This is a genomic window from Pedobacter chinensis (assembly GCF_003339865.1).
Taxonomy (GTDB): domain Bacteria; phylum Bacteroidota; class Bacteroidia; order Sphingobacteriales; family Sphingobacteriaceae; genus Pedobacter; species Pedobacter chinensis.
On sequence record NZ_QPKV01000015.1, the window covers coordinates 80,635 to 104,577 of the forward strand.

Genomic DNA, 23,943 nt, shown 5'->3' on the forward strand with positions numbered 1-23,943 from the left:
AACTTGTTAAATGGCACTCATTTTAGTTAAGGCAATGTTGTGCAATAATAATTCCCAATGCCAAGGGGCTTTTCCTTGGTGCCAAAGCTCTTCTAAAACAGTCTTATCTCGCAATGTATCCATTGGTTGCCAAAATCCAGTGTGTTTATAGGCATTTAGTTGTCCGTCTTTTGCCAGATTTTCCATCGCCTCTTTTTCCCATACAGAGTCATCATCTTTAATATAATTGAAGATTTCCGGCTCTAAGACAAAAAAGCCCCCATTGATCCAGGGCATTTCAGAACCATCGGGTTTTTCTTGAAAAGATTTAACGGAATTTTCTCCTTCGCCAAGGTTAAATACTCCAAATCTACCTGGTTGTTGAACAGCCGTTAATGTTGCAAGTTTGCCGGCTCTTTTATGGGCATTGATAGCTTGGGTAATATCGAGATCGCTCAAGCCATCTCCATAAGTCATACAGAAAGTTTGGTTATCAAGATATTTTTCAACTCTTTTTAATCTGCCGCCGGTCATGGTGTTATAACCAGTATTTACCAACGTGATTTTCCAGGGTTCTGTTTCATTCTTATGAATTTCCATTGAATTGGTTTTCATATTAAATGTAACGTCAGAGTTGTTAAGGCAATAATTGGCAAAATATTCTTTAATTACATGCCCCTTATATCCACAGCAAACGATAAAATCGTTAATGCCGTAGCATGAGTAAATTTTCATAATGTGCCAAAGAATTGGTTTTCCCCCAATTTCTACCATAGGCTTGGGTCTTACCCCACTTTCTTCGCTGATACGGGTACCTAACCCTCCAGCCATAATTACTGCTTTCATAATTTTATTTTTCTTAGTTCTTGTTAGGAATACCCATTATTGAGATATTAATGCGCTTAATTAATTCTCATCAGTAAAGCTATATCTACATTATCACTCAATTTTTTTACGCTGAAGGACCTGCTTAACTCTACAGCTACTGGAAATAAAGACTCACTTGATTACCACTTTTTTAGGAAAAAGGCTAAAAAAGAATGTTGCTGGCTGGTTTCTTGATTTTAAGAGCGCAACACTAAATTATTCCTTCTGCAAGGCGACTACAATAGCCCTTTAAGACTATAAATTGATTTTAAAGAGTTGAAGCCCTTATGGTTAATGTAACTGACAAGGGGTGTGGTTAGAAAAATTATGGCAAACCTACCCGATTCTGACTTTATGAACTGATCATTTTGATTTACTTAAATACGAAAAAGGGAATGTATTTACATTGCGGATAATGAAAAGTGATTTTGAGAAAATGTATTGAATTTCGAATAAATGTTATTGAAAAATTAGGGAGGTAATTATGCTTTAACCATATTTTGTACTTTTAAAATTGATGGTTCTGAAAATTTTCTTCCGGCAACTTCATACAGACATTTTGCAACGTTATAAGATAAAATATCAGCATTGCATTCCTCATCAATAAACTTTCTTGCTTTTTCGCCCATAGCAGAAGCGAGTTCAGGGTTCTGCATAATGAAGTTGATGGCTTTTGTCCAAGCGTTAGGATCGTTGTAAGGCACTTTAATACCTATGCCTTGTTTTTCAACATCAATAGGGAAATAAGGATTGTCGGAAATAATAACCACTTTTTTAAGTGCCATGGCTTCCAAAAGAGAAGTTAAGCCCACTGTATATTTATGTTCATGACAAGAAATAATGGCACATTGGCTCTTGTAAACCTCTTTTGACAAAAATTTGTTTAAGGTGGGTTTGTTCTCAATAATATTAACCTCCACGTTTTTGTGTTTATCGGCATAAGCTAACAAAAGCTTTTCATTGTTCATATTGCCATGCCGCTTAGTGGTATAAATTCTGAGGATACTTTCTGGAGCATTTTCGAAACCCTTAATTAAGGTGGGGAAATCTCTGTTTTCTCTTCCGGTAGAACAAAAATATCTTGGAACCGCATTGTTATCCGTTTCGGCAATTATTTTGTCGAAATAATTGGTGTCTGGTCCCCAGTGCATTTGCATTAATTTATCTCGCTTTGTTATGCCAGTAGCGAGGGTTTCCTGAACATGAAGATCGCTAAACATAATCATCTTACTAAAACCGCTATAATAAACTTTTAAAAGCCACTTTTTGAAAGGATTTGTTGATGATCTAAGTGCCCGGTGTTGCCAAACAACGATGGGTTTGTTAAATAAACAAATAGCTTTTAAGAGAACCAAAAGTTCCAGGCCGTATGGTGTAGAAGCATAAATAAGGTCATGTGATTGGTTAAAAAAAATAATTTTAAAAGCCATTTTTATTGCCAGAACAATTCTATTACCCATTGATGCATCTTCAAGAAAAGATACATTAACATCAAAATTATCAAGATCTAATGCGCCATAAAAGAAATGATGGGGAAGAGAAGCTGCATCTGTACGTTTTAAAAAACGATGATAGAATAGCACGTTCATAGGCTAAAAGGCTAAATTTTTCAAAATTCTTAGTAATTAATCACCTTTTACAGAAACATTTCGCGAAAAATGCTTGCTGTTTAGGGCTATTATTATGTGTACAAACGATTTGAAGCAAACAAGTTATCATGCTCAGCACAATCATCGGTGCACAATATTCATTCAAAAATTATCGGTAAAAAGTTGGAGCAGCATTACAAATGGTTAGAGGTGGTGTTCAAACTAATATATGTGATAATTCCTTACGATCTAAAGCTTATCAAATTAAAACTGCCCTGCTGGTTGATTATTTATTTCTCATACTTTCCCGACATTGGTCGATTGTTTTATAAAATAGAAAGAAACTGAATTTGTGGAGCTATGTTTTTCTTTATTAAGTTAATAGATATGGCAAATATAGACTAAAGGTATAAAGTCTACAAGCAGATATTCATCACTTTTATGAATTCTAATACAGAATACTTAAATGTAAGTATTTGAAAAAGGCCATCAACAAGAATTGAACATCAAAGCTTAATCGTGTTCTTCATTCTTTATGTACTAGCTTAAATTTCTCAACCTTGAATTTCAAAAAAAGTGCTTTTAAGATTGCATTAGCTTAATTATTTATATGTTAAGTAATAATTTGAAATCTTATTTTTTTTAACATTTTAGATAAAAAAGGACTAAAAATAAAGTGTCAAAACCCTCTAGAAATTGTATTACTTATCCTACGATGAAGCTGTTGAATAATAGGCATAGCCCTATGGGGCTATTGCTTTAAAACCAATAATACAGGACTTTCGTATTGGTAATTCAAAATAAAACAAAGTTACCTTGTACTTATTTCAAACACCTAATATGAATAAAAATTATTGTTTTTTGCTTGCAATTGTATCATTATTGAGCTCGTGTGGCTCATATAAAAATATCCCTTATTATCAGGATCTTAACCGCGATATCCCTACTGTGGACCAGGTTAAAAACTATTCTCCGTTAACCATCAGGCCAACTGATATCCTGGCTATTAAGGTAACCAGCAGAACCCCTGAATCTTCATCAATATTTAGTTATGAACCAAATAATCAACAAAATGCTATTCCCGGTTATCAGGTAGATACAAAAGGCAATGTGCATTTGCCAATAGTAGGAAGTGTAAAAGCAGAGGGACTAACCACAACTGAGCTTCAAGAAAAGCTAAACGTGATGCTGTTGAAGTTCTACAACGATCCTGTAGTGAACGTAAGGATATTGAATTTTAAAGTTAGTGTTTACGGAGACGTAGAACGGCCGAACGTTTATTCCCTTCAAAACGAGCGAACTACAATAACACAAGCATTAAGTTTAGCTGGCGATTTAAATATTACGGCAATGCGCAAGAGCGTCATTTTAGTTAGAGAAGAGGATGGCAAAAGACAGTTTATCCCAATAGATCTTACTTCAAAAAAAATATTTGAATCACCATATTATTATGTTCGTAACAATGATGAAATATATGTGCAGCCAGACCGCACGAAATATGCCACAGTAGATCGAGGTTACAGAACGGCAACACTTGTTCTTTCTGGTTTATCGATAATAGCTATTGTTCTTTCTAATATTTATAGATAAACTTTATGATTACACAACAGGCACAGTTTACCACCTACATGATTGGGGAAACAGGGAAATCGAAAGATAACTGGAAAGGAATATTGGGAAAATATCTTTTTCATTGGCCATTATTTTTAATTGCTTTAGTATTTGCTTTGTTGCTCGCTTTTGTTTATTTAAAACGATATAAACCAGTATATCAAATTAGGGCTACCCTGATTGTTAAAGATGATAGCAAATCTACCAATACAAAAGCACAGCTTGATGACATCGGGTTGACCAATAATTCGCAGCTCATTGAAAACGAAATCAAGGTGTTAAAATCGAGGCAACTGGTAAGCAGAATTGTTGATGATTTAGGTCTATGGGTAAATTATTACCGAAAAGACGGATTATTTTCAGAAAATGACGGCCTTTTTTCACTTGATATGTATAAAGATTCGCCGGTTAAATTTGTACTGGAAAAACAAACCGGAAAGCTGGATAATGCGGGCGTAAAAATCAGGATTATCGATGGAAAATCGTTTACCATATACTTGCCAGATAAGAGTACAAGAACAGCGTATTTTAATGAAGTTTTTACAAGTTCTTTTGGCATCTGGAAATTAATTCCTTCGAAAAATATTCTTCAATCAAAAGGCAAAGTATTGTTTATGGCAATTGCCGATCCTGAAACAAAAACGTTAGAATTACAGCGATCCCTAGATGCAAGTTTATCGAGCAAGTTAGGTACATCTATAGATTTGGCAGTTTCTGATATCAATGATGAAAGAGGTAAAGATATTTTGAACGGATTGATTTCAGAATATTATGCTTCATCATCTGATGAAAAAAACAGAGAGTTAAAGAATACCCTTGATTTTTTAGATCAAAGATTGGCATCGTTGAATGGGGAACTATCAACTGCTGAAACAGGAATTGAAACATTTAAAAGTAGCAAAGGCTTAACAGATATCAGTTCTCAAACAAAAATCAGCCTGGAAAATTTGCAAGCCAATGATGCTAAATTAAATGAGGCGAATTTACAATTGAGCGTGATTAACGGAATTGATAACTATGTGAATTCAGGAACGAACAGTAATAAAATCCCTTCAGCAATTGGCATTAATGATGCAGCACTATCCAGCTCAATTGAAAAGTTAGCGAACCTTCAATTGCTGCATGATAAAATGGCTGCCAATATGCCTGAGAGCAACCCTGAGTTTGATCCGATTAACAGACAGATTAAGACCACCAGGGCTTTGATTAAAGAAAATGTAAAGAATATCAGGAACAATTTGCTTGATACCAGAAACAAGTTGCAAATTTACAATAACAAATTTGAATCTTCTATCAGGGATATTCCTTCTGATGAGCGCCAATTTGTGAATATTAAAAGACAGCAATCAAGCAAGGAAAATACTTATACCTATTTGCTGCAAAAAAGAGAGGAGGTAGCCATTAAATATGCCTCAAATCTATCAAATAATAGAATTGTTGATGATGCTTATTCGGAAATCCCTAAAAGCCCAAAACCATTTGTGTTTTTGTTATCCCTGGTTTTTGTGGTCGGAATGCCTTTAGGTCTTATTTACGGAAGAAATGCTTTATCTGATAAAGTTGTAAGCCTAGATGATATAACAAAGGTTGCCGATGTAAAAGTAATTGGTGAAATACCATATGAAGATGGGGGAGAACCAATTGCAATTAGGAGGAATAGTCTTAGCGCTATAAGCGAACAATTGAGAGCACTAAGAATTAAACTTTATTATCTGCATAATAAAGTTGAATCAGGAAGAGTCACACTCATAACATCTAGTGTTTCTAATGAAGGTAAGAGTTTTATTAGCGTAAATATGGGAAGTGCATTATCATTGGCTCAAAAGAAAACGGTAATCCTTGAGCTCGATTTAAGAAAGCCCAAGATTACGAGGTATTTTGATTTACCGCAGGATAAAATGGGCTTAAGTGATTATCTGAATGATAAGGCTAACATTGATGAAATCATTCAGAAAACCTCGGTAAATGAATATCTAGATATTATCCCATCTGGCAAAATTGTAGAAAACCCATCTGAGCTTCTTGAGAAAAAAAAATTAGAAAGTCTCATTTTGGATTTGAAAGAGCGATATGATGATATCATTATTGATAGTCCTCCGGTTCATCTTGTACCCGATGCCATACTTCTATCAAGGTTAAGCGATGTAACACTTTATGTTATCAGACAAGGCTATACAGAGAAATCAGAAATAAAATTTCTAAAATCACTTAAGGATGAAGATCATTTAAAAAATACTTATGTGGTGTTTAATTCTATTGAAAGAGTAAAGCATGGATATGGATACAGTTATGATGAATCTTACTATAATAATAATGCTAAGAGAGGTTTTCTAAAGCATTTATTTAGCGACTTTAAAAGTAGGTTTTAGTATTTTAATTATAGACAATAAATCAAACAAACAATGTTATTCAAAGGCGCTTATAAATTAAATGATTATCCAAGGATCATAGGTATACAGGATTATGATGCTTTGGAGAAAATTGCTGTGAACAACAAAGAAGGCAATATTATTGCTTTTGTCCATCTTACATGGAATCATGCTAAGATTTATAAAATGCTTCAGAAAAAACTTTTTTTTATGAAACTAAAAAAGTTGGGTGTCCAGTCAATGATGATGTGTAATTCTGTCTCTGAAGATAACTATAGGAATATGTTTAACATTGCGGGGATGAAATGTCCTATATATATATATACTAATGAAAATGACTATTTTGTTGATGCTGTTGAAAAAAAATACGACGCAATTTATGCAGCTCAAATTATTCCTTTCAAAAGAATCGGCTTAGCAAGAGAAATCAAGAGTATTTATATTCTTACCTATACCCAGGGTGCTGGAATGAAAGAGAATGATTTGCATTCAGCTTATCCTGAAATGAAGCATGCTGAATTTAATAAAAACTGGAAAAACGTTTCTGAAAAAAATGAATTGTTCAACCAATCAAAGGTAGGGTTATGTCTTTCAAAAGAGGAAGGCCCAATGCTTGCAAGTTTAGAGTATATGTTATCTGGAATCCCGGTAGTAAGCACAAAGAGCTCGGGAGGTAGAAAGGAATATTACGATCCTGATTACGCAATAATTGTGGATGATAATCCAGGTTCAATAAGAAAAGGAGTTGAAGCCATGATAGCAAAACAGGTTGATCCGGAATATATCAGAAAAAAAACTTTAATTAAGTTAAATCATGATAGAGAAAATTATGTTCAGGCTATTCTTGATCAGCATAAGAAATACACCAATGAACAATTATCAGGAGAGAACATCATGAAATCTTTATTTACAAATCCACTTGAAAGGTTTGTCACCCTAGATTCACTGATAGCTAATGAATAAAATAGAAGCAATAATGAATCTTAAAAATTCATTAAAATTTAACCCGACAATAAAAGCTAAAATTAGATCCAAATTAAGAACTACTGGGCTTTATCTTCTTGTGCCCATTGTTAATTTTAGTGTATCGGTTTTCACATCGCCCTTATTTGCAAAATACTTAACTGCAGAAGAATTTGGTTATTTTGGTTATTATACATCATTGATAGGATTTATAAATATTTTCTTTAGCCTCTCCTTTACAACTTACTATATGTCTGTTTATTATGGTCACCATGACAGGAAAAGGGTACTTGTAACATTAACATCATTTCTGATTTTGTGGAATTTAGTATTTCTTCCGATAGTGTATGTGGGTTTTATCTTATTTTTTAAGTTTACCAATTCACAAGTGCCGTTTTACCCATTTGCAATTTTGACTTTTGTTGCAGGATCGATAGGAGTTTATAAGAGTTTTTTACAAGTTAATTATAGACTTGGAGAGAAGCCACTATCCTATTTTTTCATTGTATCCGGTTATAGAATATCATCAATAATTTTAGGGCTTTATCTCATTATTGAAATGAATATGCACCTAGCTGGTAGGATGCTCGGACTACTCATTATAGAGGGAGTCTTTTTTTTGCTGTCTATGATCCATATCTATAAAGGATTGAAATTTAATATTGATCGGAAGATATTAAAAAGTGCAATTAAAATTATATTGCCATTATTGCCTGCATCATTACTTTACATACCCATTATTGGATTTGACAATCTTGTTTTAGAAAGATTAAACCAGCCTGTTGAAATGGGATTCTATAATATTGGAAAAGGAATAGCTGCATATTTATATACCGCTTTATTCCCATTTTTTCAAACCTTTGAACCAGATATTTATAAATATACCAGTCAAAGGAATATCAAAGGTCTTAGAAACACATCGTTATTTCTAATAGGTATAGTTTTATTTAGTATTGCCATTTTTTGGACCGTTTCTCCAATAATTATCAATTATTTAACCGGAGGCAAATATCCTCAAGCCATAATATTTGCGAACATTTTAGTTGTTACGAGCGGCCTAATGATTGTTTTCTCACTGTTTGACGCCATTATTAATGCACTTCAAGCAACTAAATTGCATTTGATAATTAATGGAACTACAGCAGTTTTTTGTATTGGTGCATATTTTATTGGCAGCATTTACTTCAAGCAAATTGGGACTGCTATTGCTTCAGTCATATCTTACATGTTTCTAATTATGCTCCAAAGCATTTTTATTATAAAGAAGTTTGGTAATTATAAACCAGTATTGTCGAATTAACCGTATCAACATGAAGAAGACGCCAGTATTGCTCATTACTTTCAGCCGCCCGGAAACTACCCAATATGTTTTTGAAGCCATAAGAGATTATAAACCAGAGAAGCTATATATTTTTTCTGATGGGCCAAGGACAGATAGATATGATTCAGATAGCACAAAGATTAATGAAACCCGAAATTTATTAGCCCATGTTGATTGGGATTGTGAGGTTGTAACCAGGTTTCTTTTCGAAAATCAGGGGTGTGGGGCAGGGGTTTCAGGGGCTATCAGTTGGGCATTCGAAACTACAGAACGGTTAATTATTTTGGAGGATGACTGTTTGCCTTCTCAATCATTTTTCACTTTCTGCGATCACTTGCTTGAGGAATATGCAATAGATGATAGGGTAATGCATATTGCTGGCACCCGATGGAATGAGGAATTTAAAATTGAAGGTAATAAAAACTATTTTTTTAGTAAATATGGTCACATTTGGGGATGGGCAACTTGGAAACGGGCTTGGCAAACCTATGATTTTCAAATGAAGGATTGGCCAGAATTTGATGAAAAAAGGTTGCTCGATAGAATCCTTGATAATTATTTTCCTTTGGTAAAAAGATGGCAATATATGTTCAATGATATTTACAATCAGAAATTGAAACATACGTGGGATTATCAATGGCAGTTCGCCATATTTAAAGGCAACGGTTTGTGTATCACACCCATTCAAAACTTAATTACAAATATTGGAGATGTGGGTGAGCACTTCTCTGAGGCAACGAGCGCACATCACAGGGTCAGGGCGGAGATAGTAGGTGATTTATCGAGACCAGAATATTTCCATTCAGAATATAAATTTGATGCTTACCATGGACGTAAGTTTTTTTTAGGCGGTAGAAGTAGATTCAAAATACTTTATGATCAGATATTCGGGAAGCTTATGCAAAGATCAATGAGGTACAAAAAAACATAAACAATGAAAGTTCTGCATATATGTTATTCTGATGGTGGTGGTGCTGGAACTGCAGCAGTACGATTGCACAAGGGCTTGCTCCAAATAGGGATTGAAAGTAAGATGCTTGTTTTAAATAAGAAAAACAGGGATGAAAACGATATTTACGAATTTCCTAAAAAGAACATCATTTTTTTACTTTTTATTAGGGTCTTAAAAAAAATAGGATTTCCACAAACACTTGAGCATAAAAATGATAACGACTATAGAAATTTTTCTGGTCACTTTGAGTTTTTTTCTTTTGCTAAAACATCTTTTTCAGATTTAGTTAATCATCATCTTGTGCGAGACAGCGACATAATTAACTTGCATTGGGTTCCGAATTTTGTTGATTATAGTTCTTTTTTTAAAACTTTAAAAAAGCCAATTGTGTGGACTCAGCATGATATGAATGCTTTTCAAGGCGGATTCCATTATAAGGAGGATAATTTAAGAAATGAACATTTAAAAGAGATTGATCATGAACAATATGAATGTAAAAGAACAGGACTTTCCTACCTGGAAGATAAGGATATGGTTGTAGTTTCTCCATCTAAATGGATGTATAATGAAGCATCTTGTTCAGAAAATTTAGGACGTTTTAAACATGTTTTGATTCCAAATGGAATAGATCAATCTATTTTTAAGTATACAGAAAATCATTCCATTAAACAAAAAATGGGATTATCTGAAGGTAAGATTACTGTTCTGTTTGTTTCTGAAACTGTAAAAAGCATACGTAAAGGATTTAATTTTATCATCGAGCTCGTTAATGATCCTGAGATTACATCAAAATTCGAATTTATCGCTGTTGGAAATATTAATATGAACCAAAAACTTGCGAACATTAAATATTTAGGAAGCATTAATTCTCAGCATGATATTAGCGCTATATATAGTGCAGCCGATATCTATCTTCTTCCAAGCAGGGAAGATAATTTACCAAATGTGATGCTTGAAAGCTTAGCTGTTGGAACCCCTGTTGTTGGTTTTAATATCGGCGGGCTTAAGGATTTAATTCGAAATGGAGTTAATGGAGTTCTGGCAACTGAAATTTCTCTCAAGGGTCTTCGTGACGCATTGTTGTCTTGTGCTTATAATCTTAAAAGTTTCGATCGCAGGCAAATTTCCAAAGATATTGGTAAGAAATATAATTTGATTGTGCAAGCAAATGCCTATAAAGCAATTTATAAAGAAATAATTTGGTAAATATGGAAGCGAAATTAGGCCCTACTCCTTTAATTCTTATAAAAATTGCTGCTGCGGTAATCATTGGACCGTTTACGTATTCTATATACGCTCTTCCTGTTACTATTATTGCAATGGTTTCATTGATTTTTTTATTTTTTATATCACTTTATCAAAGGAATTATTTTTCTTTCTTAATGCAGCTTTTTATCTGTAATCATTTTACATATGGTTATGAGATTGGAGGAACATTTAACTTAGCCGCATCAATAGCACTAATAGCTTATTTGTTTCTATATGGAAGGAGCTTTTTTTCTGAAACCAGTTTTACTAAAACCACAGTATTTTTCATTGTTATATTTTGTATAATTCAGGTGCTTAGTCTGGCTAATAGCAGCACACCTTTAAGTTTGTTATTGAGCTCTGCTATCACTTTGTTTAACTTTTTTTTCCTGTTTTATTATTCTTCAAAAATAACCCTAAACCAAAACCATTATATTGCCATTATTGAAATCATCGGAGTGTTTTTTATTTACATGTTTGCTAATGCATTAAATCAGAGATATAACTTTTTCTTCTCCCCGTATGAATTTTTTCCAAATTTAGGCGAAGACACAGTTTGGGAACTTGATATACCACGATCTGCAGGAACATTAGGGAATTTTGAGTTTTACGCTGAATATTCTATTTCTGTAATCGCGCTATGTTTACCCGGAATATTAAGTGGCACATTTAAAAAGATCAGTAATAGGTTTTATATTTTTACAATATTAGTTTCATCGTTAGGATTATTTGCAATCGTATTATCTGGAACGAGATCCTCTATACTTTTACTCCCTGTTTTAATTGTTTTAGCGATAGTTTTTTTAGGAAAAAGAATCAAAATTATAAATATTGCTGGCGGAATATTTGGGCTTTTCTTGCTTTTTATTATAAATGAATCTTATAAATTTTTCGATTTTGAAGTTTTTTCCAAGCGCAGTGAACAAGTAAACATGAATAGTTTATCAGTTAAAAGTATTGTAAGTGGGAAAGATATGAACCGGGGAGATATTTTTGAATATGGTTTTAAGAAGATCGAAAGATCAGGTGGGTTTTTTGGCGATGGCTATTTTACCAAAAGAACTGAGTATGTTGTTGCTCACTTTGATAGTCCAAGAACAGATGATATACCAGACTACCATAATTTATATATGAGTTCAGTTGTACTATGGGGATATTTCGGAGCATTTGTTTTACTTTTTCTCTTTTTTTCCACCATGATAAGAGGTTTTTCGCTTTATAATAAACTGAGGGCTTACAACCATTATTTAACTGATCTTCTTTTAGGATTTAACTTACTCTTTTTGTTTTTGATGATCAACCAGTTTAAGATCCAGTTTATTCGGGATGCCAATTATTTTATGTTAATATTATTAATACTGGTTTTCTATAATTCCTTAATATATCTATTATCGAATACAAAAATTATTTACCACACAGATTCAACGGACAAACTATGAAAATAGCAGTGCTTCTAACGACCTTTAACCGACGAGACAAAACGATACTATGTCTTGAAAGCCTAAAAAATCAGATACTAATTGATGAGAGCGAATTAGAAATCTTCTTAACTGATGACGGTTCTTCAGATAATACAGTGATTGATGCACTTAAGATTTTTCCTAAAGCAAACATCTTTAAAGGTAATGGGCAGTTATTCTGGGCTGGTGGCATGAGAAAGTCGTGGAGTGAAGCGATAAAGCATAACTTCGACTTCTTTTTTTTGGTTAATGATGATACATTTTTATTTGAAAGTGCCCTTTCTACCATGATTAATTGCTATCATAATTTAAAAAATAAACTCGAAATAAATTCAATTATAGTGGGTAGCACCCGTGAGTTGAATGGAACACAAATTTCATATGGTGGTAAGAGATTGACCTCTAAATTCAGTATTAAATACGAAAAGGTATTCAATGAAACGGAAACTTTAGAATGCGATTTAGGTAATGCAAATATAATGTTAGTTCCTAATGAGGTTGTAATGAAAATAGGAATTTTATCCAAAGCATACACTCATGGGATTGCAGATTACGATTATACGCTAAGAGCTAAACGAAACAAATTTAAAGTATATGTTGCCCCAGGAGTTTTAGGTAGTTGTAACGATGATCATGGAAATAGCTGGAAACCCCAAAATACAACTTTGACTGAAAGGATTAAATTTTTAAAAAGTCCAAAAGGTCTTGCATATAAGGAATATCTTTATTTTACATGGACCTTTTTTCCAGCCTCTTTCCCTTTTGCTTTTGCGAAATTATGGTTAAAAACTTTATTTCCAATTGTATGGGACAAGTTTAAAAGCACTAATTAATCAAATTATGGATATTAAAGACGGAAAAATTAAAATAGCATATCTGAGCCAGGTACCAGCTCCATATAGAGAACGTATGCATGAGTTAATTCATCAAGATCATCAATTTTCTTATGATGTAATATATTGTGCAAAATTAGAGCCCAATCGGAAATGGGAATTAGAATATGGCAATTACAAGATGCATTTTTTAACAGATGTAGCAAAAACCTTTAGACACAATAATACAAACGTATGGGCCTTATTAAAAAAACTCAATCCTAATGTGTTAATTATTACAGCCTTTAAGCCTACAATGCTTTATGGGGTTATTTGGTGTTTACTAAATGGCCGTAAAATTATTGTATATAATGATGGAACTTTTAATTCCGAGAAATCGATTTCTATGATCCAAAAACAAATCAGAAAGTTCGTTTACTGGGTAGCATCTTCTTTTATGGCGCCTAGCAAGGGAACTAACGATCTGTATAATAGTTATGGAGTTGGTAATGATAAAATTTTTAGAAGTTGCTTATGTGTCGACAATTCCGTTTTTGACAATCTGCCAGTTCGAGATCGTGAGTTTACTATTATGTTTTCAGGACAAATAATTGAAAGAAAATTGCCGCTTTTTTTTGCAAATATTGCGATAGAGCTGAGTAAAAAAATTCCTGGATTTAAAGCACTGATCATTGGAGATGGTGAACAAAGGGAAGAGATGATAGAAAGATTAAAACAGAACAATGTAGACTTTGAATTCACTGGCTTTTTGGATCAGAAAATACTTCCAAAGTACTACAGCAGGGCTAAATTATTCTTATTCACAACAAAGCATGATGAATGGGGGATTGTGGCCAATGAAGCATGTGCAAGCGGTACACCTGTAATTACATCCGTTGATGCTGGAGCAGCAAATGATTTAATCATTCACAATATAAACGGGTACATACTTCCCATTAATGTAAATATTTGGGTAGAACATATTTTGAAGTTGTTAGGGAACGACAATCTATATAATGAATTTTCTATCAACGCATTAGCAATGGTGGCAGCTTATAATCATCAACAAGCCGCCGGGGGCCTTGTCGATGCAGTAAATTATGCTTTAGCTGAAAAAAATAAATCAACACAATCTAACACCATAACTGCTTAACCAATGTCAACCGCCGATCATAGAAAACTAAATGTTTTATTTATTCTTCATTTACCACCTCCGGTACATGGAGCTGCCATTGCTAATAATTATATCAAAAATAGCCAACTCATTAATAATGATCATAATACGGATTATGTAAGCCTGGCTACCAATACTGTTCTTGCCGAAACGGGTAAAGGAAGTATTAAAAAGGTATTTAAGTTTTTATCTATTCTTGGAAAAGTAGTCAAACTCATATCCACCAAGAAGTATGATTTATGTTATTTGTCTCTTACAGCAAATGGCCCTGCTTTTTATAAGGATATCATTGTAGTTTCGCTACTTAAATTAACCAATAAAAAAATTCTTTATCATTTTCATAATAAGGGAGTGGCCCTGGCTAAGCAAACCAAAATTAATAATCTGCTTTACAGGTTCGCTTTTAAGAATACTCAATCTATATTACTATCAAAATACTTGTATTCAGATATAGATAAATTTGTCAATGAGAAACAAGTTTTTTATTGTTCGTATGGTATTCCGGCAAGTACTATCGATATCCAAAATAAACCACAAAAGAATACAAATAATCCGAAGGTTTCTCTCTTATACCTGTCAAATATGATGATTGAAAAGGGTGTTTACGTACTTCTGGAGGCCTGTGTTTTACTAAAAAAAAGTAATGTTCCTTTCATCTGTAATTTTGTTGGGGGTTGGGTGGATATTACTCCCGGTGAATTCGAAAATTTCGTTATGGAAAATAATCTTTCTGAACATGTATTCGCTCATGGGCCAAAGTATGCCGAGGAGAAGCTTAATTTTTTCAATAATGCTGACGTATTTGTGTTCCCAACATTTTACCATTACGAAGCTTTTCCGCTTGTTAATCTGGAAGCGATGCAACATGGTTTACCAATTATTTCTACAACCGAAGGTGGAATACCAGATATGATTTCAGAAGGAGAAACAGGTTTTCTTATTCCTAGAAAAAATGCTGAAGAGCTAGCCAATAAAATTCAATATTTTATTGACAATCCTGATATGGCCAAAGTAATGGGCGCTAAAGGAAAGGAACATTTTGATGCACGCTTTACAATCGATAATTTTGAAAAAAACATTTCAAAAATTATCAGTGAGGCAGGTTCAAAAGCTATTCAAAACTAATTTTTTTGTATCATTTCTTATACAATTCCTGAAAGGTGTTGAGTAAAATACAGTAATACAAGCGATTATGCTTTTGTATTCTCTTTTTGTCATTTGAATATCTTTTTATGTCTATTTTAAAACAATTTTCTAATGTAATGTAATAACTACGGTTCAAGTCTTGTTCATAAGGTTAATTTTTTACTAGTTTTACCCACCAAACAAAATTAACTTTTTATTAAATGATTAATCGTCCCGTAGATCATTTTCTAAATTTATGTGCTCTCAAATTGTTGTGCCTAAGAATTTTCTTTTGCGCAGTTTTTATTCTATCTTTTAATTTTTGCGTCGCAAGTACATATTATTTTTCTTCCATTTCAGGTAATGATAGCAGGTCAGCTACTGATGCTCAAAATCCAAACACCCCTTGGAAAAGCATTGAGAAGTTAAATGCTTTTTTCCCAAGTTTAAAGGCTGGCGATGTTGTATCATTTAAGAGAAATGAGGTCTTTTCCGGATCTATTATCTTGAAAGCATCTGGCATATCTTTCACTGCGTATGGAACGGGAATCAATCCAATAATCAGCGCATTAACAACTATTAAACAGTGGCGGGCTGTAGGGGATGGAGTTTATGAAAGTACAGACGCGCTAAGAAGCGCAATTGTAAATGTGTTACTAATTAATGATGCAGCCCAAGAATTAGGTAGATACCCAAATAGCAACTCTGCTAATAGAGGTTATCTTAAAATTAAATCCAAAACTGATAACTCCATTACGGATAGCGAACTTGGTTCTGCTATAAATTGGAAAGGTGCGGAGGTTGTAATTAGGAAAACGCATTGGATTTTAGATCGGCATCATATTACCGCTCAAATCGGTACAACTTTAGTCTACGATCGAAGTTCTAGTAATTATACCCCCAATGATAACTATGGTTATTTTATTCAGAATGATCAGCGAACTCTTGATAGGTTTGGTGAGTGGTATTACAATGCCGGAAACGGAAAAATGTATGTTTATTTTGGTGATAATTCTCCATCTTCCTATAATGTTGAAGTAAGTACTATAGATAACATCATAGTATCTAATGCCACTGATGGGGTTCAATCTAATATATCATTCCAAAATATTAGCTTTAAAGGGGCAAATGTAAATGCATTTTCACTAGCCTTAGGAACCAATTTTAGCATTAAAAATTGTCATATTGATTTTACTGGTAACACGTCAATAAATGCAACCGATATTAAAAATCTTACAGTTGAAAATTGTACTATTTCAAATTCATACAACAATGCTATAGCGCTAACTGAACGTTGTACCGGTGCCATTATTAAAGGTAATGTTATCAATAAAACCATGCCGTTTGCGGGTATGAGTAAAAGTGGTGATCACAATGGTATTGCAATTTATGCAACAGCAAATAATACCCTTATCGATCATAACAGAATTACTAATACAGGCTATATCGGTATATATTTTGGTGGAGAAAACTCACATGTAAGAAACAATTTCGTGGATAACTACTGCTCCGTAAAAGATGATGGCGGTGGGATATACACATTTACGGGAATTATTAACACCAATTTCACAAACCGCTCTATTACTAATAATATCATTACCAATGGAATTGGCGTAAAAGAAGGAACCACTGCAGAAAACAGCAGTGTTGTTGGAATTTATTTAGATGACAATGTAACTGGTGTCAATGTTTTAAATAACAGTATTAGCACCGTCAGTGATATTGGTATTTTTGTTCACAATGCTAGAAATAATTCTATCACTAAGAATACGGTATTTGACTGTGGTGCTCAGTTTTCTACAGCACATGATGATTTGGGAAACCCCATCACAAATCTTCAGGTAACTGATAATATCTTTTTTGCCAAGAAATCCACACAATGGGTTTCTAAACTTACCTCAAAAAAGAATGACATCGGCTCAATTGGTACATTGAATAACAATTACTATCAAAGGCCCTTTGATGATGATAAGGTTATTCATACGCAACAATTTATTCATAGCCCATCCTATACTTCAATCAATTATAGCCTACCTGATTGGTCATCGCAATTTAAACAGGATGCGACTTCAAAAAGATCTCCTTTATCCTTACCAACTTATATCTTCAATAAGGTTATTGGTACAAACAGATTTTCTAACGGTAATTTTTCCAGCGATATCACCGGGCCGATTTTTTATGGCTATGGAACCTCATCCTCATCTTGGGATAATACAAATAAATTAGGCGCTGGTGGTTCAATTAGACTAAACAGCAATGCACTATCTTATTTTTTTATAAATATCGGTGCAGTTAGTGCATCTAAGAAATATATGTTACGGTTTAAAGCCGCGGGGAGCAAAGATGCAACTATAACAGCTTTTCTGAGGCATTGGAATGCCCCCTATGAAACAATTTCTACCGTTAGTGCATTCAAACTTACAAAAACAACCAATATTTACGAATGTATATTTGCTTTCCCTATAGATGAGGCTAATACGTCTGTAACTATCGAATCAGATAATGGAGATTTTACTTATTGGCTGGATGATGTTGAATTTTACGAAGCTGATGTTACGATGACCAAACCTGATGATTATATCAAATTTGAGTACAATGCTAGCGATGCAACAAAGTCAGTAATCTTAGATGGAACATATGTGGACCCTAAGAATGTTTCTTATTCTAAAACTGTAACCCTGCAACCATATTCCTCAATAATTTTGATGCGAACTTCGGCTCTAATTACACCCACAGCCCCGCTAGTTACCGGAAATGATGATACCAACAATCTAATCAGTACTCATAACCAATATCAGAATGAGATTATTGTTAGTGAAAACGGGAGAGAGTTCAAGAATTATACAGATACGATAAAAGTTGGTAATGTTGCACGGGCAGTAGGTTATTGGAAGTTCAAAATTAAAGCCGTTGCAGGAAGAAATGAAAGTGCCGAGGTATTGAGCCCGGCTTTTACGATGGCTACTGTGACCCCGATATTGCCGAAAATTACCGCTGATGACATAGCCAACACCCTGACTGCCACCCACGACCAATATTCTTCAGAGATTGTGTTCAGCGAGAACAGCGGAAGCTACCAAAGCTACACCGGTACGATCAACGTGGGCAATGTTTCCAGAGCGGCAGGCTACTGGAAGTTCAAGATCAGAGCGGCTGCCGGGCGCGGTGAGAGTGCGGTGGCATCGAGCCCTGCTTTCACGAAGGCCATCACTCCAGGCGCCCCCGTGCTTGCTGCAGATGATGTTGCCAACACGCTGTCGGCCAGTCACGATACCTATGCAGGGGATATTGTGTTCAGTGAGAACGGAGGTGCCTTCCGGTTGTACACCGGAACAATCAATGTGGGCAATGTCGCCCGCCCGGCAGGTTACTGGAAGTTCAAGCTCCGAACGGGCACGAACCACAGTGAGAGCGCTGTGGTTCCAAGTCCCGCCTTCAGCGTCACGGGAACATCAACATCTCCCACGCTTACCGCTGATGACATAGCCAACACGTTGTCAGCCACCCACGACCAATATTCTTCAGAGATTGTGTTCAGCGAGAACAGCGGAAGCTACCAAAGCTACACCGGTACGATCAACGTGGGCAATGTTTCCAGAGCGGCAGGCTACTGGAAGTTCAAGATCAGAGCGGCTGCCGGGCGCGGTGAGAGTGCGGTGGCATCGAGCCCTGCTTTCACGAAGGCCATCACTCCAGGCGCCCCCGTGCTTGCTGCAGATGATGTTGCCAACACGCTGTCGGCCAGTCACGATACCTATGCAGGGGATATTGTGTTCAGTGAGAACGGAGGTGCCTTCCGGTTGTACACCGGAACAATCAATGTGGGCAATGTCGCCCGCCCGGCAGGTTACTGGAAGTTCAAGCTCCGAACGGGCACGAACCACAGTGAGAGCGCTGTGGTTCCAAGTCCCGCCTTCAGCGTCACGGGAACATCAACATCTCCCACGCTTACCGCTGATGATACAGCCAACACCCTGACTGCCACCCACGACCAATATTCTTCAGAGATTGTGTTCAGCGAGAACAGCGGAAGCTACCAAAGCTACACCGGTACGATCAACGTGGGCAATGTTTCCAGGGCGGCAGGCTACTGGAAGTTCAAGATCAGGGCGGCTGCCGGGCGCAGTGAGAGCGCCGTGGCATCGAGCCCTGCCTTCACGAAGGCCATCACGCCAAGTGCCCCCTTGCTTGCTGCTGATGATGTCGCCAACACGTTGTCAGCTAATCATAGTGACTATCCCGCTGATATTGTGGTTAGCGAGAACGGTGGAAGCTACCAGCGTTATAATGGTACAATTAACGTGGGCAATGTTGCCAGGCCAGCAGGTTATTGGAAGTTTAAGATTAAAGCTGGGGAAAATAGGACCGAAAGTTCAGTGGTACTTAGTCCCGCCTATACTATTATTCAAACTCCAACCCCGCCCAGCCTTTTTGCAGATGATGTTGCCAATACCTTATCTGCTACTCATAATCTTTACCCGAATGACATTGTAGTAAGTGAAAATAATGGAATTTTTCAACCATATACGGGCATAATTAATGTAGGGAACGTATCTCGACCCGTAGGTTACTGGAAATTCAAAATCAAAGCAGCTACCGGACGCATGGAGAGTGCGGTGATGTCGAGCCCTGCATTCACTATTCCGGGGATACCCAGTGGTCCTAAAGTTATTGCTGATGACATTAAGAACACTTTAATTGCAACGCACGAGCTCTACAGGAATGATATTCTGGTAAGTGAAAACGGAAAAAGTTACAAACTTTATGCCGGGACGATTAATGTAGGTAATGTTAACAGGGCTGAAGGTTACTGGAGGTTTAAAATTCAATCCTCAGCCAACAGAGCAGAAAGTGAAGTGATACCAAGTCCCGCTTTTAGCATGTCGGGTGAAACATCGCCTCCTAAGCTTATTGCAAATAATGTTTCCAATACTTTGGTGGCTACACATGAGTTATATCCGGAATATATTGTATACAGTGAAAATAATGGCAGTTTTAAGTTATACGATGGGGCAATTGTTGTGGGAGATGTAGCCCGCCCGAGTGGTTACTGGCAGTTTAAAATAGCTTCCGGAGTAAATAGGAAAGAAAGTATAACCGTTAACAGCCCGGCTTTTAACGGAGGTTCATTGCAGCCAAAGGATCAGTTATTTTTATATCCAAATCCGGTTCAAACCATTTTGCATGTAAAGCATCCGGAAGTAAGCAATGTTGGGTATATTGAAGTAATTTCTACTAACGGACAAAAGGTTAAGAAAGTACCAGTAAATATAGGAAGTACTTTAGAGGAGATAGATGTTTCTAATTTACCGATGGGGACATTTATTCTTATTTTTATTGATGGAATGACCAAATTAGCAAAGACCTTTATAAAAATAGAATAACATTCATGTAGCTTTAATTGCATCATGGGTTGGATGACGTGGACTAAGATTTGAGTAGTTGTTTTGCACTGGTCTTAAATATTGCCATATCTTGTTGATTTTATATAACTAGATGTTAATTTAAAATAAATAAATATCTTATAATCAGATATTTATTTATTTTACATATTGAGATTTGTTTTAATGAAAAGTCGAAAAAAAATCTTCGGTCATGACTGATTTGAGGCCACTTTTTTAACATTCATTGCCATAGTATTAAAGATCGGTTCCCTAACTAGCTTGCCAAAGCGGTAGTCAATTGTAATTCATCAAATTTATGTATGTAAGACACCGTACTCTCGATATTTCTTTGTGAGGATGCCCCGAAAAGAATGGATTCAATATTTGGTAAACCACAAATGTATTCAATGGCTTCTTCAGGTGGTATTGCTCCGCCTGCAAGAACTTGCATGGCAATAAATCTACCTCTTTTTGTTCTTAATACTTCTTCGTATGCTTCTTTACTTCCAGACATTCTGAAACCCACTTTATTGATAGATGAGCAGATGATTGGATTCTCAACGCCATTTCTTTCTAATATTTCATAAAGTTTTGGCATACACATGGTAATAAAACCAGGTTCGGCATTATACTTTTTCTTTACGTGATTGTAGAAAGCCATTAAAATTTCTTCGGCCCTTAAGCCAATTAATAAATCGGTAATTACATTTTGAAGAAAAATAACTGGTGTATTGATGCCTTTAAACATTTTCATTTCAGCATCGATCATCAGCTCAATCAATGAAATATAATCTTTGGTTAGAACAGCCATTCCGCCTTTAAACAAGGAACCGAACACATTACCCGGAACATATTGTTTGATCGTTCCTGCTATGCCCAATTCTGTAGCTGCATTTGCATACTTATGTGCATATGGCATACAGGGATAAATCTTGTAATGCTCATATTTCTCAGGATTATTACGAATCACATCACAGATCCCAATAATCCTGTCATGGGTGGTACACATAAAAGTATTTAAACCGGCTTCACGAGCGCTATCTAAGGTTTTAATGATAGCATTGTCACTTTTAAATTGTATAGACTGTGCACGCGATTTTTCGTCTGATATGTGGTTGACGGCGAAGAACTGGTTATCGCCAAATAATATTCTATCCATAATGTTATCTATGTTGTTTAAGTAATTCAATCACTTTATCGGTTTCCCAAGCTTGCTGAAAGGTATTTATGGTATTGGGCTTTCTTTTCATTACGGCGTCAATGAAGTAATCTACCTGCGCCGAATATTCCTCCCCTCTTAAATTGAAGTTTACCTGATCAGTTAAATCAGTAATGTATTTTACATTCCAGCCTTTGGTATAATCTTCTTTATTTTCATCTTTGAGGTATAATTTTAACTCATTTGCATCGGAAATTATTTTGCCTTTCGAACCCAGAATGGTAACAGTAGTTGACATCTTCCGGTAGGTTTCTTCACTCCAGTTAACAGATAAAATTCCGCTCACATTACTATTGGTACTCATAACCGAATACACTGCATCTTCTACTGTATTGGAATAAATAGATTCAAGTGTAGCACCTTTAACTGAGGTTATTGGTGAAACGATATCATTTACCAGGTCGATTACATGAGAAGCATAATCCATTAAGCAACCACCACCTTCTTCTGGTTTTGATCTCCATGAACTTTGCTTGGACTTGGTTACCACCGGCCCGTAAGATTCAGCAACAAAATGATACACATTACCGATCATTCCTGATTTGATAATTCTTTTCACTTCTTTGAAAGTGCCAACGAACTTGTTGTGATAGCCAACTTGATTTATCAATTGTTTTTTGGCTGCCAAAGCAATTAATTCTTCGCCTTCTGTTGTGTTAAGGCAAAAAGGTTTTTCAGCAAACACGTGAATGTTTTTATCCATTGCCATTTTGATAAGCTTATAATGGAACTTGGTTGGGACGGCTACAAATACAGCGTCAGGTTTAACCCGATCAAGCATTTTTTCAAAATCGGCATAACAATTCAACTTTGAGTAGCGCTCTAAGAAATTGGTAACTATCTTAGAAGTATCGCAAACTCCAACAACTTCAACTTCTGGGTGGGCGCCAAGAATAGACAAGTGGGAAACACCCATTTTGCCTGCACCTACTAATGCAACTTTTATCATTTTATATTCTCTTTAATTTTAAAAAAATCATTATTACATCTCCGAAAAAGGTCATTTGGTTTTTAATATTCCTGCGGAAAATCTCAGGCCGGTAAAAAATTCTGATTAGCCAGGCCATTCTAATCTTAAACCAAAAAGGATGAATTGCTTTTTGCGTACCTGCGAACCAATCGAAAACATTTCCGATGCTAATCACTAAGCCAGCGTTAATTTTACCTCTAAATTCTGTAGCCCATTTTTCCTGTTTAGGGCAAGTCATGCCTACAAATAATATCTCTGGCTTAAACTCGTTTACGGCATCAAGCATCGCTTGGTTATCTGCATCACTAAAATTTTCCTTAAATGGAGGAGAATAGCTTTTGGATTCAATATTGAGATAATCTGTTTTTACACGATTCTCCATTTTTTGAAGCGTTTGAGGACTTGATCCTAAAAAAAAGACCTTTCCACCTTTTTTGTTCACTCGCTCCATAAAATGATAAAAAACATCGGGTCCCTGGTTTTTCTTAATATTTTTTCCTTTCAGCATTAGAGATGCGAATGCGAAATAAACACCATCCAGAACCAAATAATCTGTTTTTTTAAGAGCCGCTTTAAAGGCTTGATCTTTTAATGATAAGCCATAAGAATTTGGGCTGATCGTATTAATCGTCCGACATTTATCACTACCAATTGCAATAGCATTCAAATCGTCAGAAAAAACTCTAAAATCTAAGACATCTACAAATAGTGGCGTGTTCATTTATTTTTAATATTTGGTAATCCCAAGAGGTTTGCAAGAACAATAAATCATTGCTCTTATTAAGTACTAAAGTCTTACTATTTACATCGCAATACAATAGCCCCATAGGGCTATAATTTGTTTTTATTTTGATTAACTTGTTGATTAATAGTTTTTTATTTGGCTGATGTGGTTTTTTG

General features: G+C 35.3%; 16 protein-coding genes. 11 read left to right on the plus strand and 5 right to left on the minus strand.

All coding sequences use genetic code 11. The annotated features are described in order from the left end of the window. Positions 1-6 precede the first annotated feature (6 nt). Together rfbF and DU508_RS22650 are read right to left on the minus strand one after the other, a co-directional pair. The gene (gene rfbF / locus DU508_RS22645; protein ID WP_115404948.1) at positions 7-825 is read right to left on the minus strand and encodes a glucose-1-phosphate cytidylyltransferase; all 819 of its coding nucleotides are present in this window, start codon (positions 823-825) and stop codon (positions 7-9) included. A 503-nt stretch (positions 826-1,328) separates the two neighbouring features. Next, positions 1,329-2,435: a glycosyltransferase gene (locus DU508_RS22650; protein ID WP_115404949.1), complete on the minus strand. Its 1,107-nt coding sequence runs from the start codon at positions 2,433-2,435 to the stop codon at positions 1,329-1,331. Positions 2,436-3,275: 840 nt separating this feature from the next. Between DU508_RS22650 and DU508_RS22655 the strand changes: the two genes are divergently transcribed. The 11 genes from DU508_RS22655 (at position 3,276) to DU508_RS22705 (ending at position 20,854) form a co-directional block, all read left to right on the plus strand. After that, a complete protein-coding gene (locus DU508_RS22655) occupies positions 3,276-4,025 on the plus strand; it encodes a polysaccharide biosynthesis/export family protein (RefSeq protein WP_115404950.1) in 750 nt (249 codons plus the stop codon). Positions 4,026-4,030: 5 nt separating this feature from the next. Beyond that, positions 4,031-6,415 carry a GumC family protein gene (locus DU508_RS22660; RefSeq protein WP_115404951.1) on the plus strand — a complete coding sequence of 795 codons (2,385 nt, stop codon included), beginning with the start codon at positions 4,031-4,033 and terminating at the stop codon, positions 6,413-6,415. A 33-nt stretch (positions 6,416-6,448) separates the two neighbouring features. Beyond that, a complete protein-coding gene (locus DU508_RS22665) occupies positions 6,449-7,378 on the plus strand; it encodes a glycosyltransferase (RefSeq protein WP_115404952.1) in 930 nt (309 codons plus the stop codon). Next, the gene (locus DU508_RS22670) at positions 7,371-8,678 is read left to right on the plus strand and encodes a lipopolysaccharide biosynthesis protein (RefSeq protein ID WP_115404953.1); all 1,308 of its coding nucleotides are present in this window, start codon (positions 7,371-7,373) and stop codon (positions 8,676-8,678) included. The genes DU508_RS22665 and DU508_RS22670 overlap by 8 nt, the downstream gene beginning before the upstream one ends. 10 nt (positions 8,679-8,688) lie before the next feature. Further along, the gene (locus tag DU508_RS22675) at positions 8,689-9,630 is read left to right on the plus strand and encodes a hypothetical protein (RefSeq protein ID WP_115404954.1); all 942 of its coding nucleotides are present in this window, start codon (positions 8,689-8,691) and stop codon (positions 9,628-9,630) included. Between the two features lie 3 nt (positions 9,631-9,633). After that, positions 9,634-10,857: a glycosyltransferase gene (locus DU508_RS22680; protein WP_115404955.1), complete on the plus strand. Its 1,224-nt coding sequence runs from the start codon at positions 9,634-9,636 to the stop codon at positions 10,855-10,857. A 2-nt stretch (positions 10,858-10,859) separates the two neighbouring features. Then, a complete protein-coding gene (locus DU508_RS22685; RefSeq protein ID WP_115404956.1) occupies positions 10,860-12,338 on the plus strand; it encodes an O-antigen ligase family protein in 1,479 nt (492 codons plus the stop codon). Beyond that, positions 12,335-13,192 carry a glycosyltransferase family 2 protein gene (locus DU508_RS22690; RefSeq protein WP_115404957.1) on the plus strand — a complete coding sequence of 286 codons (858 nt, stop codon included), beginning with the start codon at positions 12,335-12,337 and terminating at the stop codon, positions 13,190-13,192. The genes DU508_RS22685 and DU508_RS22690 overlap by 4 nt, the downstream gene beginning before the upstream one ends. A 7-nt stretch (positions 13,193-13,199) precedes the next feature. Further along, on the plus strand, positions 13,200-14,324 hold the full coding sequence (locus DU508_RS22695) for a glycosyltransferase family 4 protein (protein ID WP_115404958.1): 1,125 nt from the start codon (positions 13,200-13,202) through the stop codon (positions 14,322-14,324). 3 nt (positions 14,325-14,327) lie between these two features. Next, positions 14,328-15,470: a glycosyltransferase family 4 protein gene (locus DU508_RS22700; RefSeq protein ID WP_115404959.1), complete on the plus strand. Its 1,143-nt coding sequence runs from the start codon at positions 14,328-14,330 to the stop codon at positions 15,468-15,470. Positions 15,471-15,742: 272 nt separating this feature from the next. Further along, positions 15,743-20,854, plus strand: a complete 5,112-nt coding sequence (locus DU508_RS22705; protein WP_158542237.1) for a right-handed parallel beta-helix repeat-containing protein — start codon at positions 15,743-15,745, stop codon at positions 20,852-20,854. 274 nt (positions 20,855-21,128) lie between these two features. Here DU508_RS22705 and DU508_RS22710 read toward each other — a convergent pair whose 3' ends face one another. From DU508_RS22710 to DU508_RS22720, 3 genes are read right to left on the minus strand one after another with little or no spacing between them, the layout of a single operon-like run. Further along, on the minus strand, positions 21,129-22,013 hold the full coding sequence (locus tag DU508_RS22710; protein WP_115404961.1) for an aldo-keto reductase family protein: 885 nt from the start codon (positions 22,011-22,013) through the stop codon (positions 21,129-21,131). A 4-nt stretch (positions 22,014-22,017) separates the two neighbouring features. Further along, positions 22,018-23,022: a Gfo/Idh/MocA family protein gene (locus DU508_RS22715; RefSeq protein ID WP_115404962.1), complete on the minus strand. Its 1,005-nt coding sequence runs from the start codon at positions 23,020-23,022 to the stop codon at positions 22,018-22,020. A gap of 1 nt (position 23,023) precedes the next feature. Then, positions 23,024-23,764 carry a WecB/TagA/CpsF family glycosyltransferase gene (locus DU508_RS22720; RefSeq protein ID WP_115404963.1) on the minus strand — a complete coding sequence of 247 codons (741 nt, stop codon included), beginning with the start codon at positions 23,762-23,764 and terminating at the stop codon, positions 23,024-23,026. Between the last annotated feature and the right edge of the window lie 179 nt (positions 23,765-23,943).

Excerpts from the sequence above, each read along its gene's own strand:
- rfbF (WP_115404948.1), bottom strand. The coding sequence starts at position 825 with ATGAAAGCAGTAATTATGGCTGGAGGGTTAGGTACCCGTATCAGCGAA.
- DU508_RS22650 (WP_115404949.1), bottom strand. The coding sequence starts at position 2,435 with ATGAACGTGCTATTCTATCATCGTTTTTTAAAACGTACAGATGCAGCT.
- DU508_RS22655 (WP_115404950.1), top strand. The coding sequence starts at position 3,276 with ATGAATAAAAATTATTGTTTTTTGCTTGCAATTGTATCATTATTGAGC.
- DU508_RS22660 (WP_115404951.1), top strand. The coding sequence starts at position 4,031 with ATGATTACACAACAGGCACAGTTTACCACCTACATGATTGGGGAAACA.
- DU508_RS22665 (WP_115404952.1), top strand. The coding sequence starts at position 6,449 with ATGTTATTCAAAGGCGCTTATAAATTAAATGATTATCCAAGGATCATA.
- DU508_RS22670 (WP_115404953.1), top strand. The coding sequence starts at position 7,371 with ATGAATAAAATAGAAGCAATAATGAATCTTAAAAATTCATTAAAATTT.
- DU508_RS22675 (WP_115404954.1), top strand. The coding sequence starts at position 8,689 with ATGAAGAAGACGCCAGTATTGCTCATTACTTTCAGCCGCCCGGAAACT.
- DU508_RS22680 (WP_115404955.1), top strand. The coding sequence starts at position 9,634 with ATGAAAGTTCTGCATATATGTTATTCTGATGGTGGTGGTGCTGGAACT.
- DU508_RS22685 (WP_115404956.1), top strand. The coding sequence starts at position 10,860 with ATGGAAGCGAAATTAGGCCCTACTCCTTTAATTCTTATAAAAATTGCT.
- DU508_RS22690 (WP_115404957.1), top strand. The coding sequence starts at position 12,335 with ATGAAAATAGCAGTGCTTCTAACGACCTTTAACCGACGAGACAAAACG.
- DU508_RS22695 (WP_115404958.1), top strand. The coding sequence starts at position 13,200 with ATGGATATTAAAGACGGAAAAATTAAAATAGCATATCTGAGCCAGGTA.
- DU508_RS22700 (WP_115404959.1), top strand. The coding sequence starts at position 14,328 with ATGTCAACCGCCGATCATAGAAAACTAAATGTTTTATTTATTCTTCAT.
- DU508_RS22710 (WP_115404961.1), bottom strand. The coding sequence starts at position 22,013 with ATGGATAGAATATTATTTGGCGATAACCAGTTCTTCGCCGTCAACCAC.
- DU508_RS22715 (WP_115404962.1), bottom strand. The coding sequence starts at position 23,022 with ATGATAAAAGTTGCATTAGTAGGTGCAGGCAAAATGGGTGTTTCCCAC.
- DU508_RS22720 (WP_115404963.1), bottom strand. The coding sequence starts at position 23,764 with ATGAACACGCCACTATTTGTAGATGTCTTAGATTTTAGAGTTTTTTCT.